Source organism: Rodentibacter sp. (assembly GCF_057314195.1).
Map to the genome: position 1 here is coordinate 1 of NZ_DBHLAM010000049.1, position 16,712 is coordinate 16,712.

Here is a 16,712-nt window from a genome sequence, read left to right on the forward strand (position 1 = left end):
ACAAAAGTTTTCATTAATTAATTACCAAAAATTAGTTTGATACCCAGTGTTCTTGCGAACACAACCATTAATCTAAATCGCACCCCTTCGAGTGGATCTCGACAAAATAATGCGCGGTGGGAATCCGCGCATTTACAGGGTCGGCACATTATACATGCTTTTAAAACAAATGCTAATTTTTTGCCCAAATTTTTCAACATTTGTCTCCTATCGAAAAGTATGATTGGAATTAATACTATAAATGAATTTATTCAAATTGACTGATATAAAAAGTTACTTTATCGTAGCGCGACGACATTATTTTATAGGAAATCCAAAATGAGCTATGCAAAAGAAATTAATAACTTAAATCAAAATATTGCCGATTTTAATAAAAAAATCGATGTTTCCTTTGAATTCTTCCCGCCTAAAAATGAAAACATGGAAAATATACTATGGGAATCCATTCATCGATTGAAACTACTGGAACCCAAATTCGTTTCGGTCACATACGGCGCAAACTCCGGCGAACGTGATCGCACTCACAGTATTGTCAAAGCGATTAAAAAAGAAACGGGACTAGATGCGGCTCCGCATTTAACCGGCATTGATGCGACTCCGGAAGAACTCAAGCAAATCGCAAAAGATTACTGGGATAGCGGAATTCGTCGCATTGTGGCATTACGTGGCGATATTCCGCAAGGCTATAATAAACAGCCTTTTTATGCGGCAGATTTAGTTGAACTTCTCCGCTCAGTGGCCGATTTCGATATTTCTGTCGCTGCTTATCCGGAAGTACATCCGGAAGCCAAATCGGCGCAAGCGGATTTAATCAATTTAAAACGAAAAATCGATGCCGGAGCAAATCACGTCATCACACAATTCTTCTTTGATATTGACAGTTATCTCCGCTTCCGCGACCGTTGTGCCGCAATTGGTATTGATACGGAAATCGTGCCGGGTATTTTGCCGGTAACCAATTTCAAGCAATTACAAAAAATGGCCTCATTTACCAATGTGAAAATTCCAAGTTGGTTGGCAAAAGCCTACGAAGGCTTAGATGACGATCAAACTACACGCAATCTGGTCGCCGCAAGTGTGGCAATGGATATGGTGAAAATTTTGTCCAACGAAGGAGTAAACAATTTCCATTTCTATACGCTTAATCGCAGTGAACTCACTTATGCGATTTGCCATATGTTAGGCGTTCGTCCGAAGGTTTAATTATTTTTAAACATTTTTCTTAAAATAAACGTGCAATAAATTTTCGGAATTATATCGCGGTTGAAAAAAGCTAAAATGACCTCAAAAAATAGCACCGCATTGAAACTCCCTTCAATGCGGTGCTATTTTCATCTTCCACTATTTTTTCCGTTCAACCCATTTTCCGTCCACAAAATCCACAATCCATTTAGTGGCCTTGCCGTCTTTTTCAGAAGTTACATATTGCTTTTTCTCTTTGCGACTGAAACGAATAATAGCTTCGTTGCCTTCCGGATCCTGTTGTGGCGCATCAGCTAAATACATTAATTTTTCCGGTAAACGCGCGCGATATTTGGCCAATTCCACCACTTTTGCCGGACGGGTTTCGCGCGATTTCGGGAAATTATGGGCAGACATAAATACGCCACTGGCGCCATCGCGCAGTACGAAATAGGCATCGGATTTTTCACATTTAAGTTCCGGGAAGTGTACCGGCTCTTCTTTTGGTGGCGCCACTTCACCATTTTTCAAAATTTTGCGCGTGTTGTCACAGCTAGTACAGGCCATGTATTTGCCGAAGCGACCGAGTTTTAAGTGCATATCCGCACCGCATTTATCGCATTCCACAACCGGACCATCGTACCCCTTAATTTTGAAAGAACCTTGCTCCACCAAATAACCATCGCAATTTGGATTGTTCCCGCAAATATGAATTTTACGATGTGCGTCAATCACATAGCTATCCATTGCCGTGCCGCATTTCGGGCAACGTTTACGTTCCATTAAAGCTTTGGTTTCGGAGGAATCATCCAATACATTCAACAATTCCGCTTCCGGAATTAAATTAACGGTAGTTTTACAGCGTTCTTTTGGCGGTAAGGCATAGCCGGTGCAGCCCAAAAATACACCGGTACTTGCAGTACGAATCGCCATATTTCTAGCGCAAGTCGGACATTTAATATCAGTTTCTACCAAGCTGTTAGGACGCATTCCGCCTTCTAGCTCATTGAGTTCCGCAGTGGATAATTGTTGTGAGAAATCTTTAAAGAATTGATTAAGTTCCGCTTTCCAATTCATCGAACCTGATGCAATTTTATCAAGCGCATCTTCCATATTTGCAGTGAAATCGTAATTCATTAAGTCGCTGAAAGATTCGTTTAATCGATCAGTAACGATTTCGCCCATTTTTTCTGCATAAAAACGACGATTTTCCGTCCGCACATAACCGCGCTCTTGAATGGTGGAAATAATCGCCGCATAAGTCGAAGGACGGCCGATACCGCGTTTCTCAAGCTCTTTCACCAGTGCCGCTTCGGTAAAACGTGCAGGTGGTTTCGTGAAATGTTGGCTCGGTTGCACTTCTTTTAGGACAAGTTTTTCGGTAACGGCTACCGCCGGTAATTCCTGATCTTCCGGATTTTTACCCATTTGCGGTAGCACTTTCGTCCAACCGTCAAAACGTAAAATTCTACCTTTAGCCTTTAAATCATAATCACCCGCTTGCACACTTAAGGTCGTGCTGTCATATTGCGCCGGCGGCATTTGACAAGCCAAGAATTGACGCCAAATCAAATCGTAAAGGCGCACCGCATCTTTTTCCATGCCTTCTAAATGTTCCGGCAAGGTACGCACATCAGACGGACGAATGGCTTCGTGTGCTTCTTGCGCATTTTCTTTACTGGAATAAAAATTCGGTTTTGCCGGTAAATATTGTGCACCGAAGTGCTTTTCAATATAGCTGCGTGCCATATTTAACGCATCTTGACTTAAATTGGTCGAGTCCGTACGCATATAAGTAATGTAGCCTGCTTCGTACAAACGCTGCGCTAACATCATGGTTTTTTTCACGCCAAAACTTAAACGTGTACTGGCAATTTGTTGCAATGTTGAGGTAATAAACGGTGCGCGCGGACGCGAGCTGGTCGGTTTGGTCTCCAAATTTGTGACAACGTAATCGGCAGCATTTAAAAAATCTACGGCACTTTGGGCTTCTTGTTGATTTTTTGGATCAAATTTTTTACCTTTATACTCCGCTACATCCAAGCGAATTACTTGTTTGCCGGCGGTTTGCGTCAGCACGGCTACTTCCCAATATTCTTCCGGTTGAAACGCTTTAATTTCGCGTTCGCGTTCCACTAAAAGTTTCACCGCAACAGATTGCACGCGACCGGCGGAAAGCCCCCGCGCCACTTTTTTCCAAAGCAATGGTGACACCATAAAACCGACCACGCGGTCTAAAAAACGACGGGTTTGTTGTGCGTTTACGCGATCCATATTGATATGTTCGGGATGCTCAAAGGCTTGTTTAATCGCGTTTTTAGTAATTTCGTTAAATACCACACGACTAAAACGCGCCTCATCGCCGCCAATGACTTCTCGCAAATGCCACGCAATAGCTTCTCCTTCTCTATCCAAGTCGGTAGCGAGATAAATATGATCAACTTTTTTTGCAAGAGATTTTAATTCGGCGACAACTTTTTCTTTACCGGGCAAAATTTGATAATTCGCTTGCCAGTCGTGATAAGGATCAATGCCCATGCGCTTCACCAAAGCGCTACGTTCTTTTTCCGCTTTTACTTTGGCTTTTTGTTCCGCATCCATACCTTTCGTTGAAATCGGTTTAGCTTTTTCGCCGGTGCTTGAGCCCACCGTCGGCAAATCGCGAATATGCCCCACGCTGGATTTCACCACGTACTGATTGCCTAAATATTTATTAATGGTTTTCGCCTTAGCCGGCGATTCCACAATCACCAAAGATTTACTCATTTGATTACCTAAATTTGCTGGAATTCGTAAAATCGGCGGTATAGTGCAAACTTATGTTGCCAAAATCAAGTATTTTTTCAAAAAAGGGAACAAATGGATAAACTGAAGGTGATCGCGACTTTTTTATTTTTCTCTTTTAAAAATGGAAGATCAAAATAGCACCGCATTGAAAGCTTGTCGGACAAGGCTTCAATGCGGTGCTCTCAGCTAAACCCAATATCAAAAACCCAATTACACATCCAACAAAATCAACATCGCCGCTTCCCCGCCCCATTCTTTCGGCGCTTGGTGCAACGCGCGCACTTTCGGGTGCTGCACTAGCCAAAATGGAATTTGTTTTTTCAGCGTAAAAGTGCCGTAGCCAGTCATAATACTGGCGCAATCGACGCGTTCTTTTTCACAAGCCAAAAGCAAAGCAGCCAGTTCCATTTTCGCTTGCTCGCGCGTCAAGCCGTGCAAATCCAAAAATAGCTCCGGTGAAAAATCGCCGCGACGTAACTGTTTAAGCAAATGGGAATCTTCCCCCTCACGCAAATATTTCACAATGCCGTCGCGTTCATTGAGCAGCGGCTCGTATTCGTCGGAAAAATAAAATAAGGTGTCCGTTTTTTCACGCAGCTCGCGCAAATCGGATTTTTTCCGCGCATTCCTTGAATGCGGTGCTATTACGGTATCTTGCTTAATCGGTTTAATATCTTTCGTTTCAGCACGAAACAACTCGAATTCCTCTTGCATATTTTTCTCGCTAACTTCAAATTTTGCGTATCTTATCATAGTTACCAGCGGCCTTTTGTGGTATAACCCTGCGCAAATTTTTTCACGAGGAAAAAAATGGAAATCGCACACAATCAAGAATTAGTCGCCACCGTTTTAGCCGATAAGGTGGCGCACGAACTGCACAGCATTCAAGATTTTTTACGTTGGACCTATAGCGTATTTAATCGCGCCGACATTTACTACGGCCAAGGTTATGACAATGCGTGGGACGAAAGCCTTCAATTGGTACTCGGCGGACTTCAATTGCCACTTGATTTACCGACAGAATTATTCCAAGGCCGTTTAACCCCTTCCGAAAAAGAAACCCTTGTTCAATTGGTTTTGGCGCGCATTCAACAACGCGTACCGGTGGCTTATCTCACTAACAGCGCGTGGTTTTGCGGCCATGAATTTTATGTGGATGAACGCACGATTATTCCTCGTTCACCGATTAGTGCGCTCATTCAAGACCGCTTTGAAGGCTTGTTGGATGCGGTGCCACGACGCATTCTCGATCTTTGTACCGGCGGCGGCTGTATTGCAATCGCTTGCGCTTATGCCTTTCCTGAAGCGGAAGTGGACGCAGTGGATTTATCTTTTGATGCACTCAATGTTGCGGAAATTAATATTGAGCGTCATCAATTGGCGCATCGCGTATTTCCGATTCAATCGGATTTATTTGCAAACATAGCGGGGCAAAAATACGATTTAATCGTTACCAACCCGCCTTATGTAGATGAAGAAGATCTCGCCGAGATGCCGGAAGAATTTCATTTTGAACCTGAACCGGCACTTGGTTCCGGCATGGACGGTTTAGACATTACCAAACAAATTCTTAAACAAGCACCGAATTATTTAACCGAAAACGGCCTGTTGGTTTGCGAAGTGGGCAACAGCATGGTCAGTCTGATAGAACAATACCCGGAGGTTCCTTTCGAATGGGTTGAATTGAAAAACGGTGGTTTGGGCGTTTTCGCGCTGCACTATAAGGAATTGGTGAAATACCACCATTTGTTTTAAAAACGGCGGCAACATTATCTAAAACGAGCTGCCGAAACAGCACCGCATTGAAACCTTAAAATAGCACCGCATTGAAATGCGGCAGAGCAAACAAAAGGGCGATTGAAATTTTTAATGAATTTCAATCGCCCTTCGTTTATCGGCCTTACTTCATTTCTAATTTTACATTATCAAATAATTTCTTCACTGCCGTGTTGTCGCGCAATTTTTCCGCTTTTTCTACCATCGGACGGGTTAAATGCGGGGAGAAATATTCAATGAAATCGTACATATAATTGCGCAAAAAAGTACTGTGTTTAAACGCAATTTGTGTCATGCTGGAACGGAACAAATGGCTGGCGTCGATGGCCACGAGATCGTTGTCGAGTTGCGTATGCGCCATACTCGCCATAATGCCAACGCCCAAGCCTAAACGCACGTAGGTTTTAATCACATCCGCATCGGTGGCGGTAAACACAATATTTGGCAAAATACCGGCAGCGTTAAAAGCATAATCCAGATCGGAGACGCCGGTGAAACCAAACGTGTAAGTGACTAAAGGATATTTGCCGAGTTCTTCGATCGTTAAATTTTCCACTTTGGCTAACGGGTGATCCGCTTTCACAATGGCGGAACGATTCCACAAATAACATGGTAATTGCACCAAATCATCGAATAAATACGGCGCCTCTGTAGTAATGGCGAGATCCACTTCGCCGGATATTAATGCATCATGAATTTGGGTCGGGGAGCCTTGGTGAATATGCAGGCTGACTTCGGGATATTGCTTGGAAAACCGTTCTACCACCGCCGGCAACATATAACGCGCTTGCGTATTGGTCGTGGCAATGCGCAACACGCCGTGATTCGGGCGGGTATATTCATAGGCCACAGATTTAATACTTTCCGCTTTCACCAGCAATTCGCGTGCAATGGCGATGATTTTCTTACCGGCCGGCGTGACGGCTTTAATATGTTTGCCGTTGCGTTCAAAAATTTCCAAACCGAGTTCGCTTTCCAACAAACGCACTTGTTTACTAATGCCCGGTTGTGACGTGTAAAGCGTATTCGCCGCTTCCGTAACATTTAAATTTTGATTCACGATCTCGACAATATAGCGAAGTTGTTGCATTTTCATAGCAGGTACCTATTTTTTGTAGCGCTTGCTCAGTTCCGTATAACGTTTCACCGCTTTGCGAATTTGTCCCGATTTCGGACGGCGATGCAGTTTGGTGACATCAAGTTTACTTTCCGTTTCCGGTGGTAAACCCACCAACTCACGCAAATAATTCACATTTTGCAAATCCATTTCTTCCCAGCCACCACGTGGTAAACCCTTCAGCAATTTAATGTTACCGTAGCGAATACGAATCAAACGACTCACCTGAATGCCTTGCGATTCCCACAAACGACGTACTTCTCGGTTACGTCCTTCCATTAACGTAACGTCGTACCATTGATTCATACCGATGCCGCCGTTAAATTTGATATCGTTGAAATGAGCCGGACCATCTTCCAACTGAACGCCTTTGCGTAAACGCGCAAGCATCGCTTCATCCACCTGACCGAACACACGTACGGAATATTCACGTTCCACTTCGCGGCTCGGGTGCATTAAGCGGTTTGCCAACTCGCCGTCGGTAGTGAACAACAATAAACCCGACGTATTAATATCCAAACGCCCTACCGCAATCCAACGCGAACCGTTTAAACGCGGTAAACGATCAAATACTGTTGCGCGGCCTTGCGGATCGCTACGGGTGCAAAGCTCGCCTTCCGGTTTGTAATACATCAGCACGCGACAGGTTTCTTTTCGTGCCTGCTGAAGATTGATAATACGTCCGTCGATACGTACTTTCACGTCGGAACGAACATCAATGCGGTCGCCTAAAGTCGCTATTTTTCCATCGACACTCACACGATTTTCCGCAATCATTGCTTCTATTTCACGACGCGAGCCTTGTCCGGCGCGCGCTAACACTTTTTGTAATTTTTCGCCTTCTACTTTGGTTTGAAGCGCGCGTTTAGGCGTTTTACTACGACTTAAACATGCATTATCGGAATTGAACGCCGTTTTGCTTTCTTTGCGCTCATTTTTTTGGCCAGTGGCTTTTTCGAACGCAGAATGTGCTCGATTTTCATGACGTTTTTCGCCTCGCTTTGCGGAAGCATTATTGGTGAATTTTCTTGATTGATTTGATTTCATATTGTTTCCTTTGTCGCTTTCACAAGCGTCCGTTTTAACTGAAATGGCTCATTTTCTCTTAATCGAAAGATGCCTAAGGCGGCAGGAGAAGGTTTCAATGCGGTGCTATTTTGAAAGTTCGCCGCGCGCCGATTAGTTTGCAATCATGCCGCGAACGAAAGCGTTTCTAAACAAAAGGCGTAACCGCCCCGCTGCCCTGGCGCAAAATTACCGGCGTATCTTCCGTTAAATCAACCACCGTGGTTGGCTCTTGTCCCAAATAACCGCCATGAATAATTAAATCCACTTGGCGTTCCAAACGATCGCGAATCTCTTCCGGATCCGATTGCGTGGCGTGTTCTTCCCCCGGCAACATCAGCGAGCAGGACAAAATCGGCTCGCCCAAGGCTTGCAATAAATCCAACGCGATTTGATTATCCGGTACGCGCAAACCGATAGTTTTGCGTTTCGAAGTCATTAAACGGCGTGGCAGCTCTTTAGTTGCCGTTAAAATGAACGTGTAACGCCCCGGCGTATTATTTTTAATGAGGCGATACGCCGCGTTGCTCACCGTGGCATAAGTCGATAGTTCGGATAAATCGCTGCATACTAATGTGAAATTATGGTCTTCCGGCAATTTACGAATCGCGACAATGCGATCCATCGCGTGTTTATCCCCCATCATACAGCCCAAAGCGTAACCAGAATCTGTCGGGTAAACAATCACACCACCTTGACGCAAAATCTCCACCGCTTGATTAATTAAACGCGGTTGTGGATTTTCCGGATGAATATAAAAAAATTGGCTCATGGTTTTTTCCTTAAAAAAATTCGGCGCAATTATACACCTTTCGCTATGGTTTTATAAAAAATTGTTATAAAAAATCACCGCACGTTGAAGACGTTTCAACGTGCGGTGAGATGCTCGGTAATGGTTTCTCGCGCGTTTTTTATTTTAATAATTCTCGCAATGCCGAACCAATTTCTGCCAAACTGGTTACGGTTTTTACCCCAGCAAGCTTAAGAGCGGCGATTTTATTTTCCGCGGTTCCTTTGCCACCGCTGATAATCGCACCGGCGTGTCCCATGCGTTTGCCTTTCGGTGCGGTGACGCCGGCGATGTAGGCCACCATAGGTTTGGTGATATGCGCGTTAATATAAGCCGCCGCCTCTTCTTCCGCCGAGCCGCCGATTTCACCGATCATGACGATGGCTTCGGTTTCCGGATCTTCTTGAAAACGTTTGAGAATATCAATAAAGTTTGAACCCGGAATTGGATCACCGCCGATACCGACACAAGTAGATTGCCCGAAACCTTCGTCGGTAATTTGTTTTACTGCTTCGTAAGTCAAGGTACCAGAGCGAGAAACAATACCGATTTTGCCTTTTTTATGAATATTCCCCGGCATAATACCGATTTTGCATTCTTCCGGCGTAATTACCCCTGGACAATTCGGGCCAATCATCATTATGCCGGTTTCGTTCAGTTTTTGTTTTATGACAAGCATATCGAGGGTCGGAATCCCCTCGGTAATACAAACGATAAGTTGAATACCCGCATCAATAGCTTCTAAAACGGCATCTTTACAAAATGCAGCCGGTACGTAAATCATACTTGCCGTGGCACCTGTCTCTTGCACCGCATCGCGCACGGTATTAAATACCGGCAAGCCTAAATGCATCGTGCCGCCTTTGTTCGGCGAAACGCCACCGACTAATTTTGTACCATAAGCAAGAGCTTGTTCGGAATGAAAAGTGCCTTGTGTACCGGTAAAACCTTGGCAAATAACTTTAGTGTCTTTATTAATTAAAATAGACATATTTCGCTCCTCTTTTATTCGCCTATTCGCCGCTTGCAGCGTTCACCACCGCTTGTGCGGCATCTTGCAAGCTATGGGCTGCAATAATGTTGATGCCGCTTTGCGCTAAGATCTCTCTGCCGAGCACCGCATTGGTGCCTTCTAAACGCACCACGACCGGCACGGTGACGCCCACTTCTTGAATCGCCGCGATAATTCCTTCAGCGATCAGGTCGCAACGCACGATACCACCAAAAATATTCACCAAAATGGCTTTTACTGCCTCATCGGTAAGAATAATCTTAAAGGCTTCGGCAACCCGTTCTTTAGTTGCGCCGCCGCCCACATCAAGGAAATTTGCTGGACGCCCGCCGTAAAGTTTCACGATATCCATGGTTCCCATGGCAAGCCCCGCACCGTTCACCATACAACCGATATTGCCTTCTAGCGCTACATAATTAAGCTGGTGTTTTTCCGCTTCTGCCTCGCGTAAATCACTTTGGGTTAAATCACGAAGTACGCATAAATCATTGTGGCGGAAAAGCGCATTGTCATCGATGGACACTTTTGCATCCAAGCAAATCAAATCACCTTTTTTAGTCACCACAAGCGGATTTACTTCCAAAAGTGATAAATCTTTTTCGACAAACAGTTTCGCTAATTGTATGAAAATATGTGTAAATTGTTTATTCTGCTCACCGCTTAAACCAAGTTTAAATGCCAATTCTCTACCTTGATAAGGCATTCCGCCGAAGAGTGGATCAAGCGTGATTTTATGAATCAAATACGGCGTATCGCGCGCCACCTCTTCGATATTCATACCACCGGCAGAAGAAGCCATAAAAACAATTTTTTGCAAAGAACGATCAATTACCGCTCCAAGATAAAGCTCTTTTTCAATCTCGCAGGTTTCTTCAATATAAATGCCGTTTACCGGTTGTCCCCGTTTATCCGTTTGAAACGTCACTAGACGTTGCCCAAGCCATTTATTCGCAAAAGCGCGCGCCTCTTCTGCATTATGGATTAATGCCACACCACCGGCTTTTCCACGCCCTCCTGCATGTACTTGGCACTTGGCCGCCCAAATACCACCGTTCAATTGAAAAAGTGCCATTGCGGCTTCATCGGCCGAACGACAAAAAATACCTTCGTTCACCGGTAAACCGTACGCTTTAAAAAGTTGTTTCGCTTGATATTCATGTAGATTCATAACTTCACCTGAGTTTTCCGGGTTATTCAATACGCATTTGAACGTTGCATATTTGACTAAAAAAACAAAAATGCGATCAAAAACTTCCGTATTTTGACCGCATTTTTTGCTAACTCTAAATTTCTAATAACAATCGGGTCGGATCTTCTAATAAATCCTTAATCGTCACAAGAAATCCGACCGATTCTTTACCGTCAATTAAGCGGTGATCGTAGGATAACGCTAAATACATCATCGGACGAATCACTACTTGACCATTTAAGGCAATCGGACGCTCTTTGATAGCGTGCATCCCTAAAATTGCGCTTTGTGGTGGGTTGATAATCGGTGTGGACATTAATGAACCGAACACGCCACCGTTGGTAATAGTGAAATTACCGCCGGTTAAATCTTCTACCGTTAATTTACCGTCTCGTCCCTTCTCTGCTAAGGCCTTAATTTGTTTTTCGATTTCTGCCATGCTGAGTTTGTCACAGTTGCGCAATACCGGCGTGACTAAACCGCGCGGGGTGGAAACGGCAATACTGATGTCGAAATAATTGTGGTAAACGATATCATCACCGTCAATGGAGGCATTCACTTCAGGATAACGTTTTAAGGCTTCTACTACAGCCTTGATGTAAAACGACATAAAACCTAAACGCACACTGTGCTGTTTCTCAAATTTTTCGCCGTATTGTTTGCGCAAACTCATAATCGGCTGCATATCCACTTCATTAAACGTAGTGAGCATTGCGGTGCTGTTTTTCGCTTCTAATAAACGTTCGGCGATGCGTTTACGTAAACGGGTCATCGGCACACGTTTTTCCGAACGGGTACTATAGGCTACCGTGCTAATCGTATTATGTTCCGTCGCGACATTTTGTTTGGCTTGTTGCGTATTGCGTTTTGCGATTTCGCGTTCGATATCTTCACGCGTCAATCTGCCACCCACTCCGGAACCCTGGATGCCTTCAGGATTTAAATCGTGCTCCGCTAATAAACGGCGAATTGCCGGGCTTTGATCCGCCGCATTTGCATGACTGTTTTCAATTGCAGAATTTTGGCGATCTGCAGGTGTCGGTTCGTTCATTTCTTTCACGGATGCGGTGCTCATATCCCCCGCCTGTACGCTGGAAAGTTTAGCAAGAAGCTGTTTACTCACCACCGTCGCACCTTCCGCTTCAAGAATTTCGGCAAGCACACCATCAGCCTGCGCCGGAACTTCCAGTACGACTTTATCAGTTTCGATTTCAACTAAGACTTCATCACGTTTAACCGCATCGCCCACTTTTTTATGCCAAGTAGCAACAGTGGCATCGGCTACAGATTCAGGTAAATCGGGAACAAGAATTTCGATAGTCATATTTTTTCCTTTTTTAATTTATTCTCTTCATTATCTTTGACAGCGCACGCCCGCTTCACGGAAAGCGTTCTCATAAGGCGACATTGCAACAAACGGAAGTGTGAATCAGCACCGCATTGAAGCCTCTGTTTTAGCCTTTAGATCTTACCGAAGGGAGCTTTTAAACTAATGTTCACAGCTTCAAGGCTTCTTCTACCAATTGTTTTTGCTGTTTGACGTGTAGCGACATATAACCAACGGCCGGCGAGGCGGAGGCCGGGCGGCCGGCATATTTCAGTTTCACGTTATCAGGGATGGAACTTTCAAAATTATGTTTACTGCTATACCACGCGCCTTGGTTAAGTGGCTCTTCTTGACACCAGACATAATCTTTCACCTGTGCATAAGGCGCAAGCGCTTTTTTCACATCTTCATGGGGATACGGATAAAGCTGCTCAATACGAATAATTGCCACATCAGTTTGATTATTTGCGCGGCGTTGCTCAAGCAAATCATAATATACTTTGCCGGAACAAAGTACGATGCGTTTTACAGCTTTCGGATCCAGCTCGTCAATTTCGCCAATTACCGTTTGGAATGAACCGTTAATTAATTCATTCAAACTTGAAACTGCCAACGGATGGCGCAGTAGGGATTTCGGTGAAATCGCAATTAACGGGCGGCGCATTTTGCGTAACGCTTGACGACGCAACATATGATAAACCTGAGCCGGCGTAGAAGGGATACACACTTGCATATTCTGTTCTGCGCAAAGTTGCAAATAACGTTCTAAACGAGCAGAAGAATGTTCCGGGCCTTGCCCTTCGTAACCGTGCGGTAACAACATCACAAGACCACACATTCTGCCCCATTTTTGTTCGCCGGAGCTGATAAATTGGTCAATGACGATTTGTGCGCCATTGGCAAAATCACCGAATTGCGCTTCCCAAATGGTCAGTGTTTTCGGATCGGTGGTGGCATAACCGTATTCAAAAGCAAGAACGGATTCTTCCGAAAGCACGGAATCCCATACTTCAAAGCGGCCTTGATTAGCATGTAAATGAGTTAGAGGCACATAACCGGTGCCATCATTTTGATTATGCACCACAGCATGACGATGGAAAAACGTACCTCGCCCCGCATCTTCGCCGGATAAACGAACATTTACACCGTCGTCTAATAAGGTGGCATAAGCCATTGTCTCCGCCATTCCCCAATCGAATAATTTTTCACCTTGGTACATGGCCTTACGATCGTTATAAATTTTCTCTACCCGAGGATGGGGACGCAAACTTTCCGGATATTCGCATACGCGTTTGGCAAGCGTTAAAAAACGCTCTTGCGGGAAACGACTTTCATAAGGCGCGGTCCAGTCATAATGGAGATATTGCAGCCAATCCATTTTCGCCATATCCATTTCGCGCCATTCAGTCACTACACGCTCACCGTTATCAAGCGCATCACGGTATAAATTCATCATTTCGGTAACTTGTGCTTCGCTAATTACACCTTCGGCAATTAAACGATCGGCATAGACTTTACGCGGTGTCGGGTGTTTTTTAATGATGCCGTACATCATCGGTTGGGTCGCCAATGGTTCGTCCGCTTCATTGTGTCCGTGGCGACGATAAGAAATCAAATCAATGAAGATATCGCGTTTAAACAAGCTGCGATATTCCACCGCCATTCTTGCGGCAAAAGCAACCGCTTCCGGATCATCACCATTTACGTGAATAATCGGCGCTTGGATCATCTTGGCAATATCGGTACAGTATTCTGTTGAACGGGTATCGTTTGGATTGGATGTGGTAAAACCGATTTGATTGTTAATTACGATACGAATCGTGCCACCCACGGTGTAACCGCGTGCATTCGACATATTTAACGTTTCCTGCACCACACCTTGTCCCGCTACGGCGGAATCACCATGTACGGTAATTGCTAGCACTTGAGCGCGCGCGGTATCATTTCTTTTGGTCTGACGTGAGCGCACCGCACCGATAACTACGGGGCTGACAATTTCCAAATGCGACGGATTAAATGCAAGGGTTAAGTGAACACGTTTATCGCCTACAGCAAAATCGGAAGAGAAACCTTGGTGATATTTCACATCACCGGTGCGATCGCCAGAATGTTTACCGGCGAATTCATCAAACAAATCTTCCGGTTTTTTACCCAGCACGTTCACCAACATATTTAAACGCCCGCGATGAGCCATTCCCATAACAATATCTTTCACACCTTGTTTACCGGCATGACGAATAATTTCTTTCATTAACGGAATAAAAGCGTCGCTTCCTTCCAAAGAAAAACGTTTTGCGCCAGGAAATTTCGCACCGAGATAACGTTCTAAACCATCCGCCGCAGTCAGTTCATTTAAAAAATTAATTTTTTCTTGATTGCTGAAAATCGGTTTATTTAAGCGGCTTTCTAATTTGTTTTGCAGCCACATTTTTTGTTCCATGTCTTGCACATGCATAAATTCTAAACCGATAGAACCACAATAGGTTTCTTTCAGCATATCTTTAAGTTCGGCAAGCTTAATGGTGTCACGCTGATAAACGTAATGATTGATATTGAAGGTTTCGTTAAGATCTTGTTCGGTAAAACCGTGATAGCGGTAATTTAACTCCGGTACACTGGAAACTTTCCAACGATAATAATCAAGCGGGTCAAGTTTCGCTTCCAAATGGCCTCGGAAACGGTAGGCATTAATAAATTGCAACACTTTAACGAGTTTCGCACTCGCTTCAGGATCAATCACCGTCACCGCTTCGGTAGTATTTTCACGGGCAAGGCGACGGAAATAATCTCGAACCGGCGAATGGGGCTGCTCCGGTGCGGTTAAATTCGGCAATGAATCAAAGATTGCTTTCCAGCTTTCATCAATAGAATTTGGTTCATCTAAATAACGCTCATATAATTCTTCGATATAGGCTTGATTCGCCCCTCCCAATGCGGTCGTCTCCAGCCATTCATCAAGGCTATTTTGTTGCATATTCACCTCAAACAATATTCTCTAGGGAATTAATTTCGGCGTTATTATACATAGGATTCACTCGGAAAAAACGCGCCAAATCGCATTTGTTACAAATTTGTGATCCAGCTCAACAATCCTTTTATCTCCAAATTTATAATTTAAATACAATAAATAAAATCAATTCATTCCGATACAAAAATGAGCAAAAAAAAGTGCCTCAAAAGAGGCACTACTCGGAAAGCAAAATAGATATAGGCTATTTAAGATAGCACTTATTTTTAATGGCACAAAAATAACGTTATTTAAAATGTTATGCAAATATTAATCTTTAAATCTGTGAACTAAATCACGGTTTTTCTTGATTTTTTTATTTCTAACATAAAAAAGAGCGCTTATATTTGCGCTCTTTTATTCATTCGGCGTAAATTAACCGTTAATAAATTTCTCGCCTAATTCAATATCTGCACGTAATGTCGGTAACATTGCGTCTAATGCCTTTTGTTCAAATTCGCTTAACGGGCCGATCGGAAGAATTTCTTCCACGCCTTCTTTGCCCAAGCGAACCGGCTGAGCGAAGAAACGGGCATATTTGCCATCACCTTCAACATAAGTGCATTCAACCACGGTTTCACCGTTTAAGCCTTTCACCAAAGAACGGGCAAAACGTGCTGCCGCCTGCGCCATAGAAAGTGTAGCCGAACCGCCGCCGGCTTTCGCTTCCACCACTTCCGTACCGGCATTTTGGATACGTTTGGTTAACGCCGCAATTTCCTCTGCGCTAAATTCCGCATAAGGTACTTGAGAAAGCAACGGAAGAATAGTAACACCGGAATGCCCGCCAATCACTGGCACAGTAGTGCGAGAAACGTTTAAGTTTTTCAATTCGGCCACAAAAGTTTCCGAACGAAGTACATCTAATGTCGTCACGCCGAATAATTTACGTTTATCGTAAACCCCAGCTTTTTTCAATACTTCAGCGGCAATCGCCACAGTTGTATTAACCGGATTAGTGATAATACCAACACAAGCTTTAGGACAGGTTGCCGCCACTTTTTCAATTAAACCGCGCACGATACCCGCATTGATATTGAACAAATCCGAACGATCCATACCCGGTTTACGCGCAACGCCGGCTGAAATTAATACCACGTCTGCACCTTGAAGTGCCGGAGTCGGATCTTCACCTGAAAAACCTTTTACTTTAACGGCCGTCGGAATATGGCTTACATCCGCCGCAACCCCGGGAGTTACCGGTGCGATATCATATAAAGCCAGTTCGGATTCCGCCGGTAATTGTAATTTTAACAACAACGCCAGAGCTTGACCAATACCGCCGGCGGCGCCTAATACTGCAACTTTCATATTTACTCCTTATTAAGTAGATTAATTAAGCCAATAGATTTTAAGAGTTTCATTCATAAATTACAAATACAGAAAATAAAATATGGGATCTTACTCAAATTTCTTATAAAAAACCTTTGCTTTTCAAATAAGAAATGCCTTTCTAGTTG

At 44.0% G+C, this 16,712-nt stretch carries 11 protein-coding genes and 1 pseudogene; 2 read left to right on the forward strand and 10 right to left on the reverse strand.

Annotated features, from left to right (window positions below; all coding sequences use genetic code 11):
- The first annotated feature begins 318 nt into the window (after window positions 1–318).
- Window positions 319–1,203, forward strand: coding sequence for a methylenetetrahydrofolate reductase (metF, locus tag ACO59Y_RS06940; protein WP_373604251.1), 885 nt, complete (start codon window positions 319–321; stop codon window positions 1,201–1,203).
- Window positions 1,204–1,341: 138 nt separating this feature from the next.
- Here the strand turns inward: metF and topA are convergent, their stop codons facing one another.
- Together topA and smrB are read right to left on the reverse strand one after the other, a co-directional pair.
- The gene (topA, locus tag ACO59Y_RS06945; protein ID WP_486131853.1) at window positions 1,342–3,948 is read right to left on the reverse strand and encodes a type I DNA topoisomerase; all 2,607 of its coding nucleotides are present in this window, start codon (window positions 3,946–3,948) and stop codon (window positions 1,342–1,344) included.
- 231 nt (window positions 3,949–4,179) lie between these two features.
- Complete coding sequence (gene smrB / locus ACO59Y_RS06950) at window positions 4,180–4,683, reverse strand: endonuclease SmrB (RefSeq protein WP_486131903.1); 504 nt, start codon at window positions 4,681–4,683, stop codon at window positions 4,180–4,182.
- Window positions 4,684–4,779: 96 nt separating this feature from the next.
- Between smrB and prmB the strand changes: the two genes are divergently transcribed.
- The gene (gene prmB / locus ACO59Y_RS06955) at window positions 4,780–5,724 is read left to right on the forward strand and encodes a 50S ribosomal protein L3 N(5)-glutamine methyltransferase (protein ID WP_486131854.1); all 945 of its coding nucleotides are present in this window, start codon (window positions 4,780–4,782) and stop codon (window positions 5,722–5,724) included.
- A gap of 145 nt (window positions 5,725–5,869) precedes the next feature.
- Here prmB and cysB read toward each other — a convergent pair whose 3' ends face one another.
- The 8 genes and pseudogenes from cysB to mdh all read right to left on the reverse strand — a co-directional run bounded on the left by cysB (window position 5,870) and on the right by mdh (window position 16,563).
- Complete coding sequence (gene cysB, locus ACO59Y_RS06960) at window positions 5,870–6,841, reverse strand: HTH-type transcriptional regulator CysB (protein ID WP_373604248.1); 972 nt, start codon at window positions 6,839–6,841, stop codon at window positions 5,870–5,872.
- 9 nt (window positions 6,842–6,850) lie between these two features.
- Window positions 6,851–7,780: pseudogene (gene rluB / locus ACO59Y_RS06965) on the reverse strand (23S rRNA pseudouridine(2605) synthase RluB); the annotation flags it as partial.
- Between the two features lie 295 nt (window positions 7,781–8,075).
- Window positions 8,076–8,699: an L-threonylcarbamoyladenylate synthase gene (locus ACO59Y_RS06970; protein WP_486131856.1), complete on the reverse strand. Its 624-nt coding sequence runs from the start codon at window positions 8,697–8,699 to the stop codon at window positions 8,076–8,078.
- 139 nt (window positions 8,700–8,838) lie between these two features.
- Window positions 8,839–9,708: a succinate--CoA ligase subunit alpha gene (gene sucD, locus ACO59Y_RS06975; RefSeq protein WP_486131858.1), complete on the reverse strand. Its 870-nt coding sequence runs from the start codon at window positions 9,706–9,708 to the stop codon at window positions 8,839–8,841.
- A 22-nt stretch (window positions 9,709–9,730) separates the two neighbouring features.
- Window positions 9,731–10,897 carry an ADP-forming succinate--CoA ligase subunit beta gene (gene sucC, locus ACO59Y_RS06980; RefSeq protein WP_486131860.1) on the reverse strand — a complete coding sequence of 389 codons (1,167 nt, stop codon included), beginning with the start codon at window positions 10,895–10,897 and terminating at the stop codon, window positions 9,731–9,733.
- Between the two features lie 115 nt (window positions 10,898–11,012).
- Window positions 11,013–12,242 carry a 2-oxoglutarate dehydrogenase complex dihydrolipoyllysine-residue succinyltransferase gene (odhB, locus tag ACO59Y_RS06985; RefSeq protein WP_486131862.1) on the reverse strand — a complete coding sequence of 410 codons (1,230 nt, stop codon included), beginning with the start codon at window positions 12,240–12,242 and terminating at the stop codon, window positions 11,013–11,015.
- Window positions 12,243–12,414: 172 nt separating this feature from the next.
- On the reverse strand, window positions 12,415–15,219 hold the full coding sequence (gene sucA, locus ACO59Y_RS06990) for a 2-oxoglutarate dehydrogenase E1 component (protein WP_486131864.1): 2,805 nt from the start codon (window positions 15,217–15,219) through the stop codon (window positions 12,415–12,417).
- Window positions 15,220–15,627: 408 nt separating this feature from the next.
- Window positions 15,628–16,563 carry a malate dehydrogenase gene (mdh, locus tag ACO59Y_RS06995; RefSeq protein ID WP_486131866.1) on the reverse strand — a complete coding sequence of 312 codons (936 nt, stop codon included), beginning with the start codon at window positions 16,561–16,563 and terminating at the stop codon, window positions 15,628–15,630.
- Between the last annotated feature and the right edge of the window lie 149 nt (window positions 16,564–16,712).

What these genes read in the sequence shown, in the direction of transcription:
- metF (WP_373604251.1), top strand. Translation starts at nt 319, where the DNA reads ATGAGCTATGCAAAAGAAATTAATAACTTAAATCAAAATATTGCCGAT.
- topA (WP_486131853.1), bottom strand. Translation starts at nt 3,948, where the DNA reads ATGAGTAAATCTTTGGTGATTGTGGAATCGCCGGCTAAGGCGAAAACC.
- smrB (WP_486131903.1), bottom strand. Translation starts at nt 4,683, where the DNA reads ATGCAAGAGGAATTCGAGTTGTTTCGTGCTGAAACGAAAGATATTAAA.
- prmB (WP_486131854.1), top strand. Translation starts at nt 4,780, where the DNA reads ATGGAAATCGCACACAATCAAGAATTAGTCGCCACCGTTTTAGCCGAT.
- cysB (WP_373604248.1), bottom strand. Translation starts at nt 6,841, where the DNA reads ATGAAAATGCAACAACTTCGCTATATTGTCGAGATCGTGAATCAAAAT.
- ACO59Y_RS06970 (WP_486131856.1), bottom strand. Translation starts at nt 8,699, where the DNA reads ATGAGCCAATTTTTTTATATTCATCCGGAAAATCCACAACCGCGTTTA.
- sucD (WP_486131858.1), bottom strand. Translation starts at nt 9,708, where the DNA reads ATGTCTATTTTAATTAATAAAGACACTAAAGTTATTTGCCAAGGTTTT.
- sucC (WP_486131860.1), bottom strand. Translation starts at nt 10,897, where the DNA reads ATGAATCTACATGAATATCAAGCGAAACAACTTTTTAAAGCGTACGGT.
- odhB (WP_486131862.1), bottom strand. Translation starts at nt 12,242, where the DNA reads ATGACTATCGAAATTCTTGTTCCCGATTTACCTGAATCTGTAGCCGAT.
- sucA (WP_486131864.1), bottom strand. Translation starts at nt 15,219, where the DNA reads ATGCAACAAAATAGCCTTGATGAATGGCTGGAGACGACCGCATTGGGA.
- mdh (WP_486131866.1), bottom strand. Translation starts at nt 16,563, where the DNA reads ATGAAAGTTGCAGTATTAGGCGCCGCCGGCGGTATTGGTCAAGCTCTG.